The organism is Streptomyces sp. NPDC044033, assembly GCF_056434425.1.
Window position 1 is genome coordinate 271,866 of the sequence record NZ_JBWKFF010000002.1, and the last position, 18,853, is coordinate 290,718.

An 18,853-nucleotide genomic window follows, 5' to 3' on the forward strand; every position below is an offset into this window, starting at 1 on the left:
CGATATCGCAAGGCGCGACAGCGGCGGACGGTGTGTGGGGGATGCCGCTCGGGTACGCACTCCGGGGTACGCGGGAGGGGCGGCCGGGGAAACGCGCGGGGCGGCCGGGGAAACGCGCGGGGCGGCCGGGGGAACGCGCGGGGCGGAGAGGCGTACACACTCCTACGGGCTCCGGCCAGGTGATCGCCGCTCGGGTCCGGGGTACAGAGCCACTGACCGTACGCATCGACCTGCACACCGGCCCCCGGACCCCCGTTCGGCACGTGCAGTCGGAGGCCCCGCCCCGCACGAGAACACGGACCGCAAGCACTCATCCCCAGTACTGAGGGCCAGTACTGAGGGCCAAGTATCGGACACCAGTACGGATCACGTCAGACACGTCAGACATGTCAGAAGAGAAACGGAGCTCATGATGAAGCGCTTCATCGCGACCGCGGCGGCAGCCGGACTGCTGCTGCTCGCACCGCTCGGCACCGCCACCGCCTCGGCCGACGCCCCCGGCGGCGGCGTTCTGGGCCCGAACGGCTACAAGAGTCTCCGCCTCGGGCAATCCGAGCACGATGCGGAGAAGACCGGTCTGCTGGTGGACAAGCAGACCGACGGCAACTGCGCCATCTACCGCCTGCGCCCCGCCGAGGGGAAGCCGAACCCCGGCGGCGGTGTGTTCATCGAGTCCCGTAAAGGCGTCGCGATGATCACCGGGACGGACCTGATCCACACGCCCGAGGGGGTCACCATGGGCACCGGTCTGGACCGGGTCAAGGCCGCCTACCCCCGACTGCACAAGGTCAGCGACTGGATCTTCGACACCCCCGTCCCCGGCGGGACCCATGGCCAGCGCTACCGCTTCGCCTTCGACGAGCAGGACAAGGTGTCGGACTTCTCGGTGGAGGCCGCGGACCGGGGCCGCTGCGACATCTGAGGCCGTCACACGCCTGCCCCGGTCGACACCTCCGTCGGCCGGGGCAGGCGTGTGACGGTCTCAGCCCGCTCGGCCACAGGGCGCGGCTCGACAGCGGCATGGCATCGAGGCACGAGGGCGGCGGCCCGCGGCCGACCGGATTGCGAATGCCGCCCTGGAGAATTAGCGAACAGCGAGCCGTCCTGAGACGGCACCGCCCTGCGGCGACTTCCGCATTACGCTCACTCGGTGTTCATCGGGTGAATGCCGGTCGCCCGCGCAGAAAACACATGACAGCTGGAGCATGAGCCTCCGTCTCCGACTCGGCCCAGAGCAATGTTTTGGTTCCGGCCAACGCAGGTCGAGCTTGAGGAGTGCCCGGACAACTGTCAAGAACTATGTGTCCCAGGTCACACATTAGTGACGCCGCGTCATGTGTCGAACCCGGAGCGCCCCTCCGCAGAGGTCTAGACATGATGCTTGAGCCCTTGTTAAGTTCACATCCCATTGATCGCTACGTATACCAACTGCGTTGCCGAGGGCATCCGTTAGTCACGCTCTCCGCACTCCGCCGGAACCCTGGCCGGGGGCCGCACCACTAGGCGCGACCTCGCTCAGCGGCCGCCCATTCCCAGCGCGTCGAAACCGAATCCCGGCCAGTCGCGACCGATCCGGGCTTTCTTCCTGATGAGGCATCAGACATGGGTCTGCCTGACTTTGCAGTATCGCCCCTACCCGGCACGCACGCCGAAACGGCTTCCATATCGTGCGGCATACACGGACGCAGCCGAGGGGATTGTTGATGAACAACGCACGGCCTTCGGTCGAATCCTGTTCGCGGCCGCCCCTCGACCAGGCAGCACCCACCCGCCGACCGCGGGTCGACAGCGTTTCCCCGGGCAAGCACCGGAATCACCGTGAGCACCGGAATCAACTGGGCGAATCCCCATTACGATGCGCACGCCGCCCTGATACGAGAGGGGCTCCCCACGGCCACCGACCACCGCTCGGAGACGCAGTCGCCGGTTCGTCATGAGCGACGGCGCCCGGCGCCGGGACGAGGTGCTGCTGCGGGCGGCGTTCATCGTCTCCAGCGGCGGCGACTGGATCTTCCGGTTCGCGCTGCCGGTCCTGGTGCTCCAGCTGACCGGCTCGGCGATCTCCACGGCGCTCACCTACGCCGTCGAGTTCGTGCCCTACGTGGTGATCGGCCTGTTCAGCGGGGTGATCGCCGACCGTACCGACCGGCGGCAGCTCATGATCCGATGCGACGCCGTCTCCGCGGTGATCGTCACCGGGGTCGGGGCCCTGTGCCTGGCCCACGCGTCGGTCGGGCCCGTCCTGGCGGCGGCGTTCCTGCTGGGCTGTGTTCGGCCGTTTTCGTTCCCCGCCTTCCAGGGGTTCCTCACCGAGCGGGTGGCGCCGGAGCGGCGGGCCGCCATGAACGCCTGGATCCAGGGCGCGGACGGCACGCTCAGCATGCTCGGCCCCATCGCGGGCGTCGCGGTCGTCGCACTGCTGGGACCTACCGTCGCGAGCCTCGCGAACGCGGTCTCGTTCATGCTGTCCGCCGTGCTGATCAGCGCCACGGCCGTCCTCGCGACCGGGCGGCGCCGGCGGGCGCCGTTGGGCGCGATGTGCCGTTCCCTGGGCGCGGATTCCCTCGCGGGCCTGCGCGTGGTCACGAGGAATAGGGGGTTGCTGTGGGCCACGATTCTGTTGACGCTGTCCAACTTCTCCTTCCCCGCCGTCACGGCCAACCTGATCTACATCGTGGCCGGCCCGGACGGGCAGCTCTCGGTGTCGCTCGCGGTGGTGTCCGCGGCGCAGGGGCTCGGTGCCGTGTTCGGCGCCGCCGCGGCGCCGGCGCTGCTGCGGAGGTTCCGAGCGGGCGCGCTCATGCAGAGCGCGATGGGGGCGATGGCCCTCGCCCTGCTGCTGCCCGCTGTCCGGATCGATGTCGGCGCTCTGGCCGTGGCCTGGTTTCTCGCCGGTGCCTCCACTTCACTTTTCATCGTGCCGTGGCGGACCTACCGTCAGGGCGCCGTCGGCGCCGAGTTCCTGGGGAGAGTCGTGGGACTGCAACGCGCCGTTCCGTTCGCGGCCGTACCGTTGGGCGCGGTCAGCGGCGGCCTGCTGCTCACCGAGTTCGGCGCCCCGACGCTGTTCGCAGCCGCGGCCGCCGTTCAGTTCCTCGTATGGCTCGGCACCAAATTCTCACCGCTGGGCAGCGCGAGTTCGCCGACTGCCCCCGATACCGGAGAGGTTGAAGCACCGGCCGCCGCACGCCCGGCCCCGCCGCTCCCCCACATATCCCCACCACGCGAAACCGAGCGCGTCGCGGTCGTCGACTCCGGAGATCCGGGATGACGCCGTCGCGAATTTTCCCAACCTTGAACCAAACCTTGACCATGCCGCCCACAGCTGAATGGCACAGAATCCAAGGCAGCCGTACCGGGACGGAATCACCGCAGCCGTCTTGGTGTCCACCGGCCCCGTGACAAGCCGATCCCCAGCATTTCGGCAAAGCTACCGCGCGGTATCGAACAGACATTGAACCGGGTTCGTCCCATTGAAACCGGCCGCTTGGAAGACACGTTCACGACGTGATCGCCACGTGAGAGGGTGTGAATGCCCACATGCCACCGATATACAAGGACAGCGGGACCGTCCTGACGCGGCGGGAGCAGTTCGCGGAGTCGGGTTACCTCGTTCTCCCCGGCCTGCTGCCCGAGTCGCTGCGGGACCGCCTCACGGTCGAGGTGGACCACTGGGTGGACGACGGCCTGCGCGCCCGTTCCATTGCCGCCTGTGTCGACCCCTCCCCCAACGGTTTATTGCCAGTACTGGAGTTGGAGCTGTCCGCACACGGTGAACTGCTGACCTATGAGCCGCTGATGCGGGTGCTTCGGGAACTCATAGGAACCTCATTCGTCTTCCATCATCTGCACAGCGACCGGCACAATCCCGGGATGGCCGGCAAGCCGTGGCATCACGACTACGAACCCAACGACGACGGGGATCCCTCGCTGTTGATGGTGCACACGCTGCACTACATCGGCGGGCTGGACGGGACGATCGGCAACCTCACGGTCCTGCCCGGCTCCCACCGCGATCCCCGGAGCAAGTCCGCGCTGGCCCACCTCGGCACCACCGAGCTGCCCGGCGAGATCGAGATCGATACCCTGCCCCCGGGCTCGACGGTGCTCGTCAACTCGGCGTTGCTGCACGCACGCAGGCCCGTCGCGGAATCCGACGAGCCGGCCCGCCCCCGCTACTTCGTCGACGCGTCATACTGCCAGACCGGAGCTCGATGGCGGCCCGTGAAGCCTTACTGGCGAGGCATGCTCGCCAAGGCGCGGGACCTCGACCTCGACGGCGGCCGGTGGCCGGAGCTGTTCTCGGAGCGGCACTTCACCGAGTACGCCGACTCACTGTGAGGAGGGGCATTAAGCATGCAGGTCGTCAGTTCAGTCACCTTCGACGAGGTGCAGACGGAATTCCGCCGGGAGCACCCCATCGCGCGGCAGCACCAGGGGAACACCAATCAGGACACGGAGAACTGCCTGGAGTTGGCCGACAAGTCCTTCGGCAGCTGGTCGAAGGTACGGCTGTGCCGCGCCGATGTCCTCGACGTCATGCTGCCCTGGCACCTCAGCGAGGGCGGCGCGTACGAGCTCGTACCGCGCACCGGACTGACCGTCGGTCAGGCCGCGCGGCTCATCGGGGCGGGTGAGGCGGAGTGGGCCGGGGCGAACCCGGTGTGCACGGCGAAGCTCTCCCTCTTCCGGGACTCCGCGTTCACCTCGCTCTACCTCAGCACTCACCCGGTACCGCATGACCACTACGCGGACGTGCGCGTCGGCGACGGCTTCATCCACCTCGACGGTCTGCACCGCATGGTCGCGTGGGAGCTGGCCCAGCGGCTGCCGGCCGGCGAGGAACTGACCGCCTTCATCGCCGGCGACATCTCCTCGCATGCCACAACCGGAGGCCAACGAACATGACGCGTGCCCTTCGCTCCACCGCATCCCTGTCCGACCTGCTCATACGCAACGCCGCCGCCTTCCCGGACCGCCCCGCCCTGAGCGACGGCGACCGCACGTTCGACTACCGGGAGCTCGATGTCGTGGCCGGCCACGTCGCGGCCCGCCTGAGCGGTCTCGGCGTCGGCCGCGGCGACCGGGTGGCGCTGTTCGGGGCCAGGGACGCCCGGATGTGCGCCCTGCTGTACGGCGTGCTGCGCTCGGGGGCCGCCGCGGTGCTGGTCGACGCGGGGTGGAGCGCGGCCGACGTGCTCAGGCGCCTCGACTCCGTCGAGGCGCGCTGCGCGCTCACCACGGCCGCGGCGATCCGGGCGCCCGAGCCGTACCGTACCGAAGCGCTCGACATCGACGCACTGGCCGCGGCGGCGCCCGTGGAGGCGCCCAGCGCCGCCCGCTGCCTGCCGACGGATGTGGCGTATCTGTCGTTCACCTCGGGGTCGCGCGGGGAGCCGAAGGCCGTCGCGGTCACCCACGCCAACACCGTGCACTACGCGCAATCGCTCCGCGAGCGGTTGGGGCTCACCGACGCCGACGCGCCGTGCGTCGCCCACGTCACCACGCTGGCGGCCGACCTCGGCCACACGGCCTGGCTGCTCGCGCTCGCGACGGCGGGTTCGGTGCACGTCGTGCCCGACGACCGGGCGCGCGATCCGGAGTCCTTCTGGGCCACGCTGCGGGGAGCGGGGGTGTCGGTCCTCAAGACGACGCCGTCGCATCTGACGGCGCTGCTGGCCGGTCGGCCGTCGGACAGCCCGGCGCTGGAAACCGTGCTGCTCGGCGGCGAGGCGCTGCCGCGCTCGCTCGCCGCGAGCCTGCTCCAGCAGGGGGTCGCGGCGCGGGTGGTCAACCACTACGGCCCGACCGAGACGACGGTCGGCGCCACGTGCTTCCTCGCCTCCTCGGCGGCCGAACTGCCCTTGGATGAACCGACGGTGCCCATCGGCACCGCGATCGGCGAGGCGGATCTCCAGCTGGTCCCCGGGGGGCCGGAAGGCGAACTCCACATCGGCGGGCGCGGTGTCAGCGCGGGGTACTTCGGCCGGCCGGAGGAGACGGCGCGCAGCTTCATCCAGCACGACGGCGCGTGGGTGTACCGCACCGGCGACGTGTGCCGCCGCCGGCCGGACGGGAACCTCGTCTTCGTCGGCCGCTCCGACCGCCAGGTGAAGGTGCGGGGCTTCCGCGTCGATCCCGTCGAGATCGAGCACGCGATCGAGCGGTTTCCCGGCGCCGCCCAGTCCGCGGTGATCGTCCGCGACACGCCGACGGGCAGTCAACTGCTGGCCGCGGTGCGGCTGGCCGACGGAGGCCGCGAGAGCGAGACGATCGCCGCGCTCGGCTCGTACCTGCGCGACCGGCTGCCGGGCTACTCCGTGCCGCAGCCGATACTCGCGGTGCCGCACTTCCCGTACGGCGCCAACGGAAAGCTCGACCGGGAGCGCCTCGGTGAGATCGTGACCGGTCTCATCGCGTCCCGGGCGCGCGGCACGGGCCCCGGCCTGACCACGGCAAACGGCCGGAACACGGACGACGGCCGGACCGAGGACAACGGCCGGGCCACGGAAGACGGCCGCGACCCGAGCGCCGCCTCCGCGGCCCCGGAGTCCCGACGTCCCCCGGAGGCCGACCGGCCCGCCGAGTCGCTGGCCCGCGCCGTAGCGGAACTGTGGGCGGACGCCCTCGGCCTGCCCGTCGTCGACGCGCACGCCGACGTGCTGAGCCTCGGCGGCGACTCGATCCTCGCGATGCGCACGATCGCGTTCCTGCGCAGGCGCGGCCACCGCGTCGCGTTCGAGGACTTCTACGAGCACCCGACCCCGGCGCTCCTCGCGTCGGCCGCGCTCGCCGCCCCCGCCGCCCCCGAACGCCCCCAGCCGCAGGCCGGCGGGGCCTCCGCCGCGCCGCGCCATCTCGCCCCCGCGCAGCGGTGGCTGTTCCGGCAGCCCGTGGACGAACCGCGGCACTGGAACCAGTCCGTCGTCCTGCGCTGCGGCGTACGGGTCGACGCCCAGGCCCTCTCGTCAGCCCTCGCGACCGTCCTGGGACGCCACCCGGCGCTGCGCCGGCCCATCGGCCCGGACGGTCCGGGAGAGCCGCGGCACGTGGGCGACCTGGACGCGGTGTCCCACTCGCCGATCCGGCCGGCGGACCCCGTCGCCGAGACGGTGGGCGGCGTCTGCACCGAGCTGCACCGCAGCCTGGACCCGGAGGCCGGGCGGCTGCTGCGCGTACATCTCTTCGCGGGCGGGCCCGGCGTCGACGACCGGCTCGCGGTGATCGCGCACCATCTCGCCGTCGACGGGCTGTCCTGGCGGATCCTGCTCGACGATCTCGCCGCCGCCTACCGAGCGGCGCTGTCGGGGGACCCGGCCGACCTCCCGCCGACGGCGGACTTCTACGAGTGGGCCTCCACCGCGCCGCCGGCCACCGCCGCCGTGCACGGAGCGGTCGCTCCGCTGCTGCCCGTGGACGAACCGGCCGGCGACGCCGAACCGGCGACCCTCACCTGGAGGCTCGACGAGCGGGCGACCGAGCGGCTCGTAGCTCGGCACGGGCGCGCGCAACGGCTCGAAGCGGTCCTGCTGTCGGCGTTCGCCGATGCCATGGCGGCCTGGAGCGGTCAGCACCGCCTCGGCGTGGAGGTGGAGACGCACGGGCGGGAGACCGACGGCGACGCCGGCCGGTATCTGGACACGATCGGCTGGTTCACCGCCGTGAAGTGGGTGGCCCTCGACGCCCCCGGCGCCCGTGCCGGGCTCGGCGGGGCGGAGCGGGTGCGCGAGGTCGAGAGCCGCCTGCGGCAGGCCGCTCAGCTGCCGATGGACGTCGACGGCATCCGCCCCGAGGTCGCCTTCAACTTCCTCGGTACGTTCCGGCTGCCCGACGAGCCGTCCCTGGGGTGGTCGGTCGCGGACGAGCAGGCCGGTTCGGCCCGCTGCGCCACCGGGGATTCGCTCTACCGGATCCGTCTCACCGCACGCGTCGTCGAGGGCAGGCTGGTGACGGACCTCGTGTACGCGTGGCCGCGGCTGTCCCACGAGAACGCGGACCGGGTCTTCGCCGCCTTCGCCCGCGACGTGGCCGCCGCGGCGGACGCCACCGCTCCCCCGCACGTCAGGGCGGCGGTATCGACCTCCGGCCAGCTGCTGCACACCGGCGTCCCAGCGCCCCGGAGCGGCTGGCGAATACTGCGCGAGCCGGCCCGGGTGCTGCTCACCGGGGCCACCGGCTACCTCGGCGGCCATCTGCTCACCGAACTGGCCGAGCGGGGCGCGCGGGTCACCTGCCTGGTGCGCGGCGAGAGCGACGCCGACGCGGCCCGCAGGCTCGGCGGCGTCGACGCGATCGCCGGTGACATCGACCGCGAGGACCTGGGCCTGTCCGCCGCCGGTCTCGCCCGGGCCCGGGAGGCCCAGGTCGTCGTGCACGCCGCGGCCGACACCAGGTTGGTGGCCTCGCCCACCGATCTGGAGCGGACCAACAATCTCGCGGTCCGGCGGCTGCTGGCCTGGATCGACGCGGAGACCCCCGCGGCCCGCTTCCACCACGTCTCCACGCTCGCCGTGTCGGGGGGCGTGGACGGGCCCGTACGCCGGTTCAGCGAGGCCGACCTGCGGATCGGCCAGAGCTTCCGCACGCCGTACGAGAAGGCGAAGTTCCGGGCCGAGGAGACCGTGCGCTCCTGGGCCGCGACGGGGCGTCAGGCGTACATCCACCGCAGCGGCCACATAGCGGCGCACAGCCGCACCGGCGCCTTCCAGCGCAATGTCCAGGACAACCGGATCTACCAGACCGTCCGCGGCTATGTGCTGGCCGGCGCGGCGCCGAGCCGGCCGTCGACGACCTTCGAGTTCTCCTACGTCGACACGGTGGCGGCGGGGATCGCGGCGATCGCGGCCCATCCGTACGCCGCGCCGGGCGTCTACCACGTCGAGACCCCGCACACGGTGGCCCACGACGACCTCGTGGCCTGGATGATCGAGCACGGCTACCCGATCAGCCTGACGGACGACGACACGTTCGCGGCGGCGCTGGCCCGTGCCGAGCGGGACGATCCGACCACGGCCCGGCTGGCGTCGACCTGGTTCCAGCTCGGGGACCGCAACGTCGCCGTGGACAGCGCGTGGACGACGTCCGTGCTCGACCGGCTCGGCGTGCGGTTCGCCGAGCCGAGCCCTCAGTGGTGGTCCGCGGCCCTGTCCTGGGCGGCCGCCGCCGGTTTCCTCCCCGCGCCGGCCCTCTCCCCCCAGCTGATCCGATGACCGCTGACCCGATGACCGCTGACTCAAGGACCACCGCCCCAATGGCCGCCGACCCGATGACCGCGCCCGTCCGAACAGAAGGTGAAGCAATGTCCCAGCTGTCCCCCGTGCTCAAGCAGGCCACTCCCGTCGTCGCCACCCGGGGTGAGGGGATGTACCTCTTCGACGCCGACGACCGGCGCTACCTCGACTTCACCTCCGGGGTCGGCGTCACCAACACGGGCCACTGCCATCCGCGGGTGGTCGAGGCCGTGCAGCGGCAGGCGGGCCGGCTGATCCACGGGCAGTACACGACCGTGCTGCACGACCAGTTGCTGACGCTCACCGAGCGCCTGGGCGAGGTGCTGCCGCCCGGTCTGGACTCGTTGTTCTACATGAGTTCCGGCAGTGAGGCGGTGGAGGCGGCGCTGCGGCTCGCCCGGCACGCCACCGGCCGGCAGAACGTGATCGTCTTCGAGGGCTCGTTCCATGGCCGCACCATGGGCGCGGCGGCGATGACGACGGCGGGGCACCGTTTCCGCGCCGGGATCGGTCCGGTGATGCCGGGCGTCGCGGTGGCGCCGTTCCCGGACGCCTTCCGGCTGGGGATGAGCGAGGAGGAGGCCGTCGAGCACGCCCTGCGCGGGCTGGACCGGGTGCTGGCCACCGTCAGCGCGCCCGAGGAGACCGCCGCGATGTTCATCGAGCCGGTACTGGGCGAGGGCGGCTATGTGCCCGCGCCCGCCGGCTTCCTGACGGGCCTTCGGGAGCGCGCGGACCGGCACGGGATTCTGCTGGTGTTCGACGAGATCCAGACCGGGTTCGGCCGGACGGGGAAGTTCTGGGCGCACCAGCACAGCGCCGGTCTCGTGCCGGACATCGTGACCACGGCCAAGGGTCTGGCGAGCGGTTTCCCGCTCTCCGCGATCGCGGCGCCCGCCGAACTGATGGCCAAGGCAAGGCCGGGGTCGCAGGGCGGTACGTACGGCGGCAACGCCGTGGCGTGCGCCGCGGCCCTCGCGACGCTCGATGTCATCCGCGACGAACGGCTGGTGGACAACGCCGCCGAGCAGGGCCGGCGGCTGGCGAGCGGGCTGCGGAAGATCGCCGCCGACGCCCCGGCCATCGCGGACGTACGCGCGCTGGGGCTCATGGCCGGCAACGAGTTCTGCCGGCCGGACGGCTCCCCCGATGCGGCGGCCGCCCAGCGCGCCCAGCGCGCCGCCTCCGACCTGGGCTTTCTGCTGCTGCCCTGCGGGGTGCACGGCAACGTCATCCGGATGGTTCCGGCGCTCGTGGTCACCGCTGAGCAGATCGACGAGGCGCTGGGTCTCTGGGCCAAGGCCGTCTCGTCGTCCGCCACGGCCGCGGAGTGAACGACCGTAAGTCCGCACGACTCCCGAAGGGATTGATCGCACCATGACCGGAACCACGATCGGCGACATCGGCTGGACCAGTGAGTACCTGGAGTCCGCACGCGATGTGTGGTCGCTGTCGGTCGGCGACGGAGACCGGCGGCTGCTGGGGGCCGACGCGCTGGCCGAGCGCTGGGGCGCGGGCGAGCAGGCGTCTACGGCCGTACGCTCCTTCATCGGGCGGAGCCTGGACGCCGTGGGGTTCGTGAACGTCCGCAACCTCATCTCCCCGGACGCGCCCGACGCGGACCTCATCACCCAGCTGTCGTTCGTCCTGCGGGACGTGGCCGGGGCCATCCCGCAGAACGCCCAGGGCGACCTGTGGACCATCCTGCGCGACCGCGACGGCGACGGCGCCACCGAGCTGGGCTTCCACTGCGACACCTGCGACCTGCTGGTGCTGCTGTGCCTCCAGCCGGCCGCGGACGGCGGCGGCAACACCAAGCTGGCCAGCGCCCGGCACGTCCACGACATCATCGAGCGGGAGCGCCCGGACGTACTCGCCCTCCTCAAGGAGGAGTGGACCTTCGACCGCACCGGCCGGGCGGGCCGACAGATCGTCGTCACCCCCATCCTGTTCACCCAGGACGACGGGACGGTCGGCTGCTACTACCAGACCCGGACCGTACGGGCCTCCGCCGACCTCGACGCCGAGCGTCTGGCGGCCCTGGACTATCTCGACGAGGTGCTCTACCGGCCGGAGATCGCCTTCGGGCTGCGGCTGGACGCGGGCGATCTGCTGATGATCCGCAACAGCCGTGTGCTGCACGGCCGTTCGCCCTACACCGATGTCCCCGGACCTCAGTCCCGGCGGATCCTTCGCGCTTGGATGAACGAACGGTGACCGGCGACAGCAAGATCGCCGTCGTCACGGGCGGCGGTAGCGGACTGGGCCGGGCGAGCGCGCTCGCCCTGCTCGACCAGGGCTGGTCGGTCGCGCTGGCCGGCCGCCGCAAGGACACGCTGGAGGAGACCGCCGCCCACTCGGGCGCCGGCCCGGACCGGGTGATCACCGTCCCCACGGACATCAGGTACCCGGGCGAGGTCGCGGCCCTGTTCCAGACCGTACGGGCCCATTTCGGCCGGCTGGACCTGCTGTTCAACAACGCGGGCGCGGCCGTTCCGCGCCGGCCGGTGGCGGACGTGGACTTCGAGGACTGGGGCCGGGTGATGGACACGACCGTCACCGGGACGTTCCTCTGCGCGCAGGAGGCGTTCCGCATGATGCGGGACCAGTCGCCGCAGGGCGGACGCATCATCAACAACGGTGCCCCGTCCGCGCATTCGCCCCGCCCGAACGCCATCGCCTACACCACCGCCAAGCACGCGGTCCTCGGGATCACTCGCGCACTGTCACTGGACGGCCGCCAACACGGCATCGCCTGCGGGCAGATCGACGTCGGAAACGTGACCCCGGTGGACGGCAGCCCGCAGCCGCCCGCGATGCAGGGCGACGGGACGATGGCCGTGGAAGCGACGATCCCCGTGGAGCGCTTCACCGAGGCGCTGCTGCTGATGGCGTCGATGCCGCTCGACGCCAATGTGCAGTTCCTCACGGTCCTGCCCACGACCATGCCGTTCATCGGCAGAGGGTGAGGCGGTGCCATGCTGATCAGCGCTCGTTCCTTCGACGAGTACCGTGCGATGTTCGCGCTGTCGGACGCCGATCTCGCGCTGCGTGTGCTGGACTGCCCCGGCGGGTCCGCGAGCTTCACGGCCCTGGCCGGGGAGCGCGGCACCGACGCCGTCGCCGTGGACCCCCAATACGGCTCTCGACGCGCCGGGTTGGGGTCTCTGGTGGAGCACGAGATAGCGCACAAGCACGCGTTCATGACGGAGAACGCCTCCAGCTTCGTCTGGAGCTGGTTCGGCGACGCCCAGCGCTACACCCGGCTGCGCACCGAGGCCGCACGCACCTTCGCGGCCGACCTGCGCACGCGCCCGGACCGCTACGTCGAGGGCTCATTGCCCAGCCTGCCGTTCCCCGACCGCTCCTTCGACCTCGTGCTCAGCTCCCATCTCCTGTTCTCCTACGGGGCCCAGCTCGACGAGGCGTTCCACTTGAGTTCGCTGATCGAGCTGGCCCGTGTGGCCCGGCGGCAGGTGCGGCTGTTCCCCCTGGTGCAGCACACCAGCGACAGGCGTTACGAGCCGCTGGACCGGATGCGCAAGGCGCTCGACGGCTACGGCGTCACTTCGCGGCTCGACCGGGTCGACTACGAATTCCAGCCCGGCGGCGACGAGATGCTCGTACTGGAGTGCGCCGACCGGGGCGCGCTGCCCTCGGCCCGGGAGGGGGCGGACGCCCACGACCCGGTGCGGTGGCGCCACCTCGGGGACGCGGGCGGGTCCCCGACGGTGGGCGCGCAGCGCGGGTAGGGCCAACCGGCTGCCGTGTCATGGGCTCCCCGGACAGGGCAGCCGGCCGGCCGGCGCCCCGGGCTCTCAGCGCCGGGCCGCCAGCACCCGCGCTCCCGGCGCGCACCGCTCCTTGAGGGCGTCGAGTTCGCGGGGCGGCAGCCGCCGGGAAGCGCCGCGCCGCCCGCTGTCGAGCAGCGCGCTCCCGGCGTCGAGCCACTCCGGGAGCGGCTCGACGCCGATGAATTCGGCGAGCCGCGTCAGCTCCTCGCGGGGAGCGTCGAGCAGTTCCTCGTAGGCGAGCTGGGTGCGCATGGCGTCCGGCACGTCACCGAGGTGGGCCTCTCCCTGCGCCACGAGCTCCGACCACAGCGCGCCGAACTCTTCGAGCGGCAGGTCGCGGTCGCGTACGAGTGCGGCATCGAAGCGGTGGCCGAGCAGCGCCGACATCTCGGGTGGCAGCGCCCGTACGTCGTCCTCGGCCAACTCCTTCAGGCTCCGGACGCCGGCCCGGTCCATGAGCTCCCGCAGCAGGAAGATCATCCGGAACCCGGTGTGACGGCTCATGGACAGCGCGCAGTCGGGTCCGTCCCTGAACAGGTGGACGAACCGCGCCTGCGGAAAGGCGGCCCGCAGGCGCGGCACCGAGTGCGTCGAGTACCCGGAGCGCTCGACCACCGCACCCCGGCCGAACCGCGCGCACAACGTCTCGAACAGCGCCTCGTAGTGCCGGGCCGCGCTGCGGCTCGGCCACCGGGTGACCTCCTCTCCGAGCGCGTCGAAGAGCCCGTCGGGATCGTCGGTGAGGTGCGGCAGCACCATCAGGGAGAGCGCGGGAATCCCGGTGGTCTCCGTCCCGAACCGCCCCGGTTTACGGATGTAGACGAACTCCGGCATCGGCACACCGCTGCGGATCATGGTGTCGAAGACCCGGTTGGGCTCGGCGAGGAGCCGCCAGAACCCCGGGCCGTCGAGCTCGCCCGCGGGCATTCCGTCCGAACCCACCGAAGCCATCAGCTCGTTGAGGCTGAGCACGTCCGGATGCGCGTTCACGATATGGGACAGTGCGGTCGACCCGCTGCGTCCCGTGCCGACGACGAAGGTCAGGGTGCGCACAGCCGTTCTCCTTCCAGGACGGTCGGGCGCCGCCGTCCGCCGAGTGATCGCCCGCGCCCATCCTTACCCACGGTGACGCGAGTGACCCGGCTCGTGACGGTCGAACCGGCCGGCGCCCCACTGGCGCCCGCCGACCTTCTCCACACCGCCGAAGCCCCCCCAACAACGAACCCCCGACAACAGCGAAGGGCCGCATCAGATTTCTCTGATACGACCCTTTGACCTGCGACTCTTTCGAGTCGGGACGACAGGATTTGAACCTGCGACCCCTTGACCCCCAGTCAAGTGCGCTACCAAGCTGCGCCACGTCCCGATGCTCACCCGGCCCTGGCATCTGCCCTGACCGACCGCGCACGAGAACGATACCGCACTTCGGCGGGTGGTCGCTCCCACCTTCTGACCTGTGAGTCTTCGGGTGATGAGGGGGCGGGCCCGGGTCCGGATGAGTAGGTGTACTCATGTGCGCACGTCACTGGTCGGACACGCTTCGCACATGAGCACTCCATCGATCCAGCGGCCGACGACGGCCGCGTTCTTCGTTCAGGCCGCGATCTCGTTCGGGCTGTCCCTGACCGCGCTGGCGGTCGGCATCGCGAAGCTGCCCGTGGGGGCGTGGGAGCGGGCGTTTCTGGCCCTGGGGCTGATCTTCGTCGTGTCGTCGGCCTTCACGCTGGCGAAGTGCGTGCGGGACCGGCAGGAGGTCGAGGAGGTGACCAACCGGGTGGACAAGGCCCGGATCGACAAGCTGCTCGTCGAGCAGGACGTGTTCAACCCCGGCAGCGTCTGAAGACGCCCGCTCAGGCTCCGGCCGTACCCGCCAGGCCGGGATGCGCGTCGGCGATCTTGCGGGGCGCGGCCTGGTGCCAGGAGTCGATGAGGATGGCCCGCAGCTCCTCGGTGTCCTCGACGGACGCGAGCCGCACCCGCAGCCAGTCGTAGTTGTCGTCGTGCCCCGGCCTCAGGAAGAACTTCTCCGGCTCCGCCGCGATCAGCTCCGCGCGCTCTTCCTGCGGGCACTTCACGCCCACGGAGGCGTCGTCGTCCGAGAGGGAGGCGAAGATCTTGCCGGCGACCCGGAAGGTGGGCAGGCCCCAGGCGAGCTTTTCCTGCGTTTCGGGGAGCGAGAGCGCGAGGGCGCGCACATCCTCGGCGGTGGGCATCAGGGCCTCTCCGTTCAGCCGTTCGTGGCGATACCGGCGCGCACCGTCGGGTGGCGTGCCGGTCCTCCTTGGATCAGTACGGTACGAACGACCGTAGCGCCCGGCACTGACAACGGCGTCGGCGACGATGCGTCTTCCGCGCGTCTTCCGCGTTCGGGCGGCCCCGGTATCGATTCGACGATCTTGTGACGCGGTGTTGACCAAGGACCCGGGCGGGAGGCAACCTGCGGACGTCCCACCCCTGACCCGCACGATCCCCGCGCCCCAGGAGGACAGTTGGCCACCGCCGATCCCACGGACACCCCCGAACCCTCCGCGCTCTCCCGGCGCAGGTTCATCCAGGCGGCGGCCGGCACCGCCGCCGCGGCGGGTGCTGCCGTGGCCATCCCCTCGGAGGCGCTGGCCGCCGGGACGGCCACCGCGACGCCTACGGGCACCGCACCGGCCACCCTGTCGTTCACCGCCGCCACGAACGGCTCCGGCACCCTCTCCCCCACCGGCGACCGCCTCGTCGTCGAGGTGCAGAACATCCTGTGGTCGATCCCCCGCGGTGCCTCGGTCGGCCGGAAGGCGCACGAGCCCGGTACGGCCGTCCCCCTCACCCCGCCCGATCTGGAGCCCACGCGTCCGGTCTTCTCGCCCGACGGCCGGACGCTCGCCGTCTGCGCGTACCGGGGCGGCGGCTTCCACATCTGGACGCTGCGGCCCGACGGAAGCGGGCTCCGGCAGCTCACCGACGGCCCGTGGGACGACCGCGGCCCGTCCTGGTCGCCCGACGGCACCCGGATCGCGTTCGCCTCCGAGCGCGGCGGCGATCCGGTGGCGGGCAGTCCCTACCGCGTCTGGGTGGTGGATGTACGGACCGGGGCGCTGCGGCAGGTCACGGGGCTCGCGGGGCAGGACGGCCCGTTGCAGGACGGCGCGTGGGAGGACTTCGACCCGTCCTGGTCGCCGGACGGCGCGCGCCTGCTGTTCGTACGGGCGGCGGTCGCCGGGTCCGCGCTGGAGGCCCGTACGGTCGCCTCCCTGCCGGCCGACGGCGGGGGCGCGGTCAAGACCGAACACACCGAGAGCACGGAAGCGCAGGTGATGACCCCGGCGCTCTCCCCGGCGGGGCGGCTCGCCTATCTGCGGACCGCCGCCGCGGCCGCGTCCGGCCGCGGGTCCTGCACCCTCGTCGTGGACGGCGAGGCCGTGCCGGTCCACGGCGATGTGGCCCCGGTGCCGGTGCGCTGGGTGTCGCGGGACGAGGTGCTGCTGACGGTGGACGGGCAGTTCCGGCTGGTGCGGCCGGACAAGCCGGAGGCCGGAACGGCGATCCCCTTCAAGGGGTCCCTGTCCGTGGACCGGCCCCGCTACCGCGTCAAGCGCTACGACTTCAACGGCTACGGGGTCCGCCCGGTGCGGTCCCTGCATCTGCCCGCCCTGTCGCCGGACGCCCGTCAGGTGGCGTTCGCCGCCCTCAACTCCCTCTGGGTCGCCGATGTCGCGGGCGGCAAGCCGCGCCGGATCGTACGGGCCGACCCGACCCGGTACGTACTGGCCCCGTCCTGGACGGGCGACGGCAAGGCGCTCGTCTACGCGGACGACCGCGACGGGCTCCTGGCCGTGCGCCGCCGCGACCTCGCCTCCGGGAAGGAGACGGTGCTGGCCGAGGGCGGCCGGGTGCACCCGGCGCTCTCGCCCGACGGCAAGCGGCTCGCCGCCGTCGACATGTCGGGCAATCTGGTCGTGCGCGAGCTGGCGAGCGGCGCGGAGCGGGTGCTGGCCGCCCCGATGGGCGGCGGCGGGCTGCCCGGCAGGCCGAGCTGGTCCCCCGACGGCCGCTCTATCGCCCTGTGCGATCGCAACCGCCTCAATCAGCGGTTCCGCGAGGGCTACAACCTCATTCGCGTCGTGGACGCGGCGACCGGCGAGGACCGGCTGCACGCCGCGGCCCCACACGTCTCGATCTCCGACCGCTACGACTCGGGCCCCGTGTGGTCCCCGGACGGCCGCTCGATGGCACTGATCATCGAGTCCGCGCTGTGGGTGCTGCCGGTGCGGCCCGACGGTACGCCGGACGGGGCGCCCCGGCGACTCACCGACGAGGCCGCCGACCACCCGTCCTGGTCCGGGGATTCACGTTCGCTGATGTATCTCTCGGCGGGCCGGCTGCGGCTGCTGGACGTGGCGGGCGGCTCGGCGCGTACGGTCCGGATCCCGCTGGACTACCGGCGGCCACGGCCCGCCGACACGGTCGTGCACGCCGGGAAGTTCTGGGACGCCACGGGCGACACGGTCCGCGAGGACGTCGACGTGGTGGTGCGGGGCGGGCGGATCGCCGCCGTCGAACCCCATCGGGCGGGCCGGTCCGGCCGACACACGGTGGACGCGTCGGCGGGCACCGTCATCCCCGGCCTGTGGGACTCGCACACCCACCCCTGGCAGAGCACTTACGGCGGGCGGCAGACGGCGCTGCAGCTCGCGTACGGCATCACCACGGCGGTCGCGCTCGGCGGCTTCGCGTACGAGGAGGCCCGGGTCCGCGAGGCGGTGTCGGCGGGCGGGCTGGCCGGGCCGCGGCTGCTGTCGACCGGGGAACTGCTGGACGGCTCGCGCGTCGCGTACAGCATGGGCCGCGCCCACCGCACCCGCGATGGGCTGCGCAGATCCCTGGACCGGGCGGCCGCGCTGGACTGGGACTTCGTCAAAACCTATGTCCGTGCGCCTTCTTGGGTGATGAAGGAGGCCGCGGAGTTCGCCCACGAGGAGCTGGGCGTGCGCAGTGGCAGCCATCTGTGCACGCCGGGCATCCAGGTCGGGCAGGACCTGACGACCCATCTCCAGGCGACGCAGCGGCTGGAGTTCGGCCACGCGGTGACCGCCGCCGGGCACGCCTATGAGGACGTGGCCGATATCTATACGGCCACCGACTTCCACATGGTCGCGACGCTCTTCACATCCACCCCGCTGATCGGCGACTCACCGGAACTGGCGAAGGACCCTCGGGTCACAGAGCTGATGCCGCCCTGGGATACCGCGCTCGTCAAGCAGACCGCCGGAACGCCGCCGACCGCCGCGCAGTTGGAGGCGTTGCGCACGGAGGTCAGCGTGTACCGGCGGGTGCTGGCGGGCGGCGGGCTCGTCGCGCTGGGCACCGACGCCCCGCTGGTCCCGGTCGGCCTCTCGCTCCACATGGGGCTGCGGGCGCTGCACCGCTGCGGCCTGACCGCCGCTCAGGCGCTGCGCATGGCGACGATCCTGCCCGCGCGCGTCTACGGCGCGGACCGCGACCTGGGGACGCTGGAGGTCGGCAAGCTCGCCGACCTGGTGGTAGTGGACGGCGACCCGTTCACGGACTTCGACTCGCTCGTACGGACGGTGTCGGTGCTGCGCGGCGGGGTGCCGTTCGAGCAGCGGAAGCTGGTCGGCGCGTACGAGGCGACGAGCACGGCGGCGAAGCGGGCGGCGGCGCACCACGACGACGAGGGGTGGCTGGCGGTCGGGCGCCAACTGCGCCGCGACTCGTGTTGCGACATGGACGGCTGAGCGCCGGGGGGGGGGGGGGGGGGGGGGGGGGGGGGGGGGGGGGGGGGGGAGGGGGGGGGGGGGGGGAGGTTTGTTTTTTTTTTCT

13 protein-coding genes and 1 tRNA gene are annotated in these 18,853 nt (G+C 71.9%); 11 read left to right on the forward strand and 3 right to left on the reverse strand.

Features of this window, described 5'->3' with window-relative positions; all coding sequences use genetic code 11:
* The first annotated feature begins 412 nt into the window (after positions 1–412).
* The 9 genes from AC07AB_RS04970 to AC07AB_RS05010 all read left to right on the forward strand — a co-directional run bounded on the left by AC07AB_RS04970 (position 413) and on the right by AC07AB_RS05010 (position 12,982).
* Positions 413–922, forward strand: coding sequence for a hypothetical protein (locus tag AC07AB_RS04970; RefSeq protein ID WP_478560153.1), 510 nt, complete (start codon positions 413–415; stop codon positions 920–922).
* A gap of 1,011 nt (positions 923–1,933) precedes the next feature.
* Positions 1,934–3,271 (forward strand): MFS transporter, encoded by a 1,338-nt coding sequence (locus AC07AB_RS04975; RefSeq protein WP_478560155.1) that lies wholly within the window; start codon positions 1,934–1,936, stop codon positions 3,269–3,271.
* A gap of 269 nt (positions 3,272–3,540) precedes the next feature.
* The gene (locus AC07AB_RS04980; protein ID WP_478560158.1) at positions 3,541–4,341 is read left to right on the forward strand and encodes a phytanoyl-CoA dioxygenase family protein; all 801 of its coding nucleotides are present in this window, start codon (positions 3,541–3,543) and stop codon (positions 4,339–4,341) included.
* 15 nt (positions 4,342–4,356) lie between these two features.
* A complete protein-coding gene (locus tag AC07AB_RS04985; RefSeq protein ID WP_478560161.1) occupies positions 4,357–4,908 on the forward strand; it encodes a DUF6309 family protein in 552 nt (183 codons plus the stop codon).
* A complete protein-coding gene (locus AC07AB_RS04990; protein WP_478560164.1) occupies positions 4,905–9,209 on the forward strand; it encodes an AMP-binding protein in 4,305 nt (1,434 codons plus the stop codon). Before AC07AB_RS04985 ends, AC07AB_RS04990 begins: the two co-directional genes overlap by 4 nt.
* 89 nt (positions 9,210–9,298) lie before the next feature.
* A complete protein-coding gene (locus tag AC07AB_RS04995) occupies positions 9,299–10,564 on the forward strand; it encodes an aspartate aminotransferase family protein (RefSeq protein ID WP_478560167.1) in 1,266 nt (421 codons plus the stop codon).
* 43 nt (positions 10,565–10,607) lie between these two features.
* The gene (locus AC07AB_RS05000) at positions 10,608–11,447 is read left to right on the forward strand and encodes a TauD/TfdA family dioxygenase (RefSeq protein ID WP_478560170.1); all 840 of its coding nucleotides are present in this window, start codon (positions 10,608–10,610) and stop codon (positions 11,445–11,447) included.
* The gene (locus tag AC07AB_RS05005) at positions 11,429–12,199 is read left to right on the forward strand and encodes an SDR family oxidoreductase (protein ID WP_478560173.1); all 771 of its coding nucleotides are present in this window, start codon (positions 11,429–11,431) and stop codon (positions 12,197–12,199) included. Before AC07AB_RS05000 ends, AC07AB_RS05005 begins: the two co-directional genes overlap by 19 nt.
* Positions 12,200–12,208: 9 nt before the next feature.
* The gene (locus tag AC07AB_RS05010; protein WP_478560175.1) at positions 12,209–12,982 is read left to right on the forward strand and encodes a class I SAM-dependent methyltransferase; all 774 of its coding nucleotides are present in this window, start codon (positions 12,209–12,211) and stop codon (positions 12,980–12,982) included.
* A gap of 66 nt (positions 12,983–13,048) precedes the next feature.
* Here AC07AB_RS05010 and AC07AB_RS05015 read toward each other — a convergent pair whose 3' ends face one another.
* Together AC07AB_RS05015 and AC07AB_RS05020 are read right to left on the reverse strand one after the other, a co-directional pair.
* A complete protein-coding gene (locus tag AC07AB_RS05015) occupies positions 13,049–14,077 on the reverse strand; it encodes a sulfotransferase (protein WP_478560178.1) in 1,029 nt (342 codons plus the stop codon).
* Between the two features lie 239 nt (positions 14,078–14,316).
* Positions 14,317–14,390 (reverse strand) — tRNA-Pro (locus tag AC07AB_RS05020).
* Positions 14,391–14,570: 180 nt separating this feature from the next.
* Between AC07AB_RS05020 and AC07AB_RS05025 the strand changes: the two genes are divergently transcribed.
* A complete protein-coding gene (locus tag AC07AB_RS05025) occupies positions 14,571–14,864 on the forward strand; it encodes a YiaA/YiaB family inner membrane protein (protein ID WP_478560181.1) in 294 nt (97 codons plus the stop codon).
* A gap of 10 nt (positions 14,865–14,874) precedes the next feature.
* On the opposite strand, the gene AC07AB_RS05030 is transcribed toward AC07AB_RS05025, so the two are convergent.
* The gene (locus AC07AB_RS05030) at positions 14,875–15,237 is read right to left on the reverse strand and encodes an MmcQ/YjbR family DNA-binding protein (RefSeq protein ID WP_478560184.1); all 363 of its coding nucleotides are present in this window, start codon (positions 15,235–15,237) and stop codon (positions 14,875–14,877) included.
* A 276-nt stretch (positions 15,238–15,513) separates the two neighbouring features.
* On the opposite strand from AC07AB_RS05030, the gene AC07AB_RS05035 reads away from it, so the two are divergent.
* Positions 15,514–18,768, forward strand: coding sequence for an amidohydrolase family protein (locus tag AC07AB_RS05035; protein ID WP_478560187.1), 3,255 nt, complete (start codon positions 15,514–15,516; stop codon positions 18,766–18,768).
* Positions 18,769–18,853 lie beyond the last annotated feature (85 nt).

Excerpts from the sequence above, each read along its gene's own strand:
- AC07AB_RS04970 (WP_478560153.1), top strand. The coding sequence starts at position 413 with ATGAAGCGCTTCATCGCGACCGCGGCGGCAGCCGGACTGCTGCTGCTC.
- AC07AB_RS04975 (WP_478560155.1), top strand. The coding sequence starts at position 1,934 with ATGAGCGACGGCGCCCGGCGCCGGGACGAGGTGCTGCTGCGGGCGGCG.
- AC07AB_RS04980 (WP_478560158.1), top strand. The coding sequence starts at position 3,541 with ATGCCACCGATATACAAGGACAGCGGGACCGTCCTGACGCGGCGGGAG.
- AC07AB_RS04985 (WP_478560161.1), top strand. The coding sequence starts at position 4,357 with ATGCAGGTCGTCAGTTCAGTCACCTTCGACGAGGTGCAGACGGAATTC.
- AC07AB_RS04990 (WP_478560164.1), top strand. The coding sequence starts at position 4,905 with ATGACGCGTGCCCTTCGCTCCACCGCATCCCTGTCCGACCTGCTCATA.
- AC07AB_RS04995 (WP_478560167.1), top strand. The coding sequence starts at position 9,299 with ATGTCCCAGCTGTCCCCCGTGCTCAAGCAGGCCACTCCCGTCGTCGCC.
- AC07AB_RS05000 (WP_478560170.1), top strand. The coding sequence starts at position 10,608 with ATGACCGGAACCACGATCGGCGACATCGGCTGGACCAGTGAGTACCTG.
- AC07AB_RS05010 (WP_478560175.1), top strand. The coding sequence starts at position 12,209 with ATGCTGATCAGCGCTCGTTCCTTCGACGAGTACCGTGCGATGTTCGCG.
- AC07AB_RS05025 (WP_478560181.1), top strand. The coding sequence starts at position 14,571 with ATGAGCACTCCATCGATCCAGCGGCCGACGACGGCCGCGTTCTTCGTT.
- AC07AB_RS05030 (WP_478560184.1), bottom strand. The coding sequence starts at position 15,237 with ATGCCCACCGCCGAGGATGTGCGCGCCCTCGCGCTCTCGCTCCCCGAA.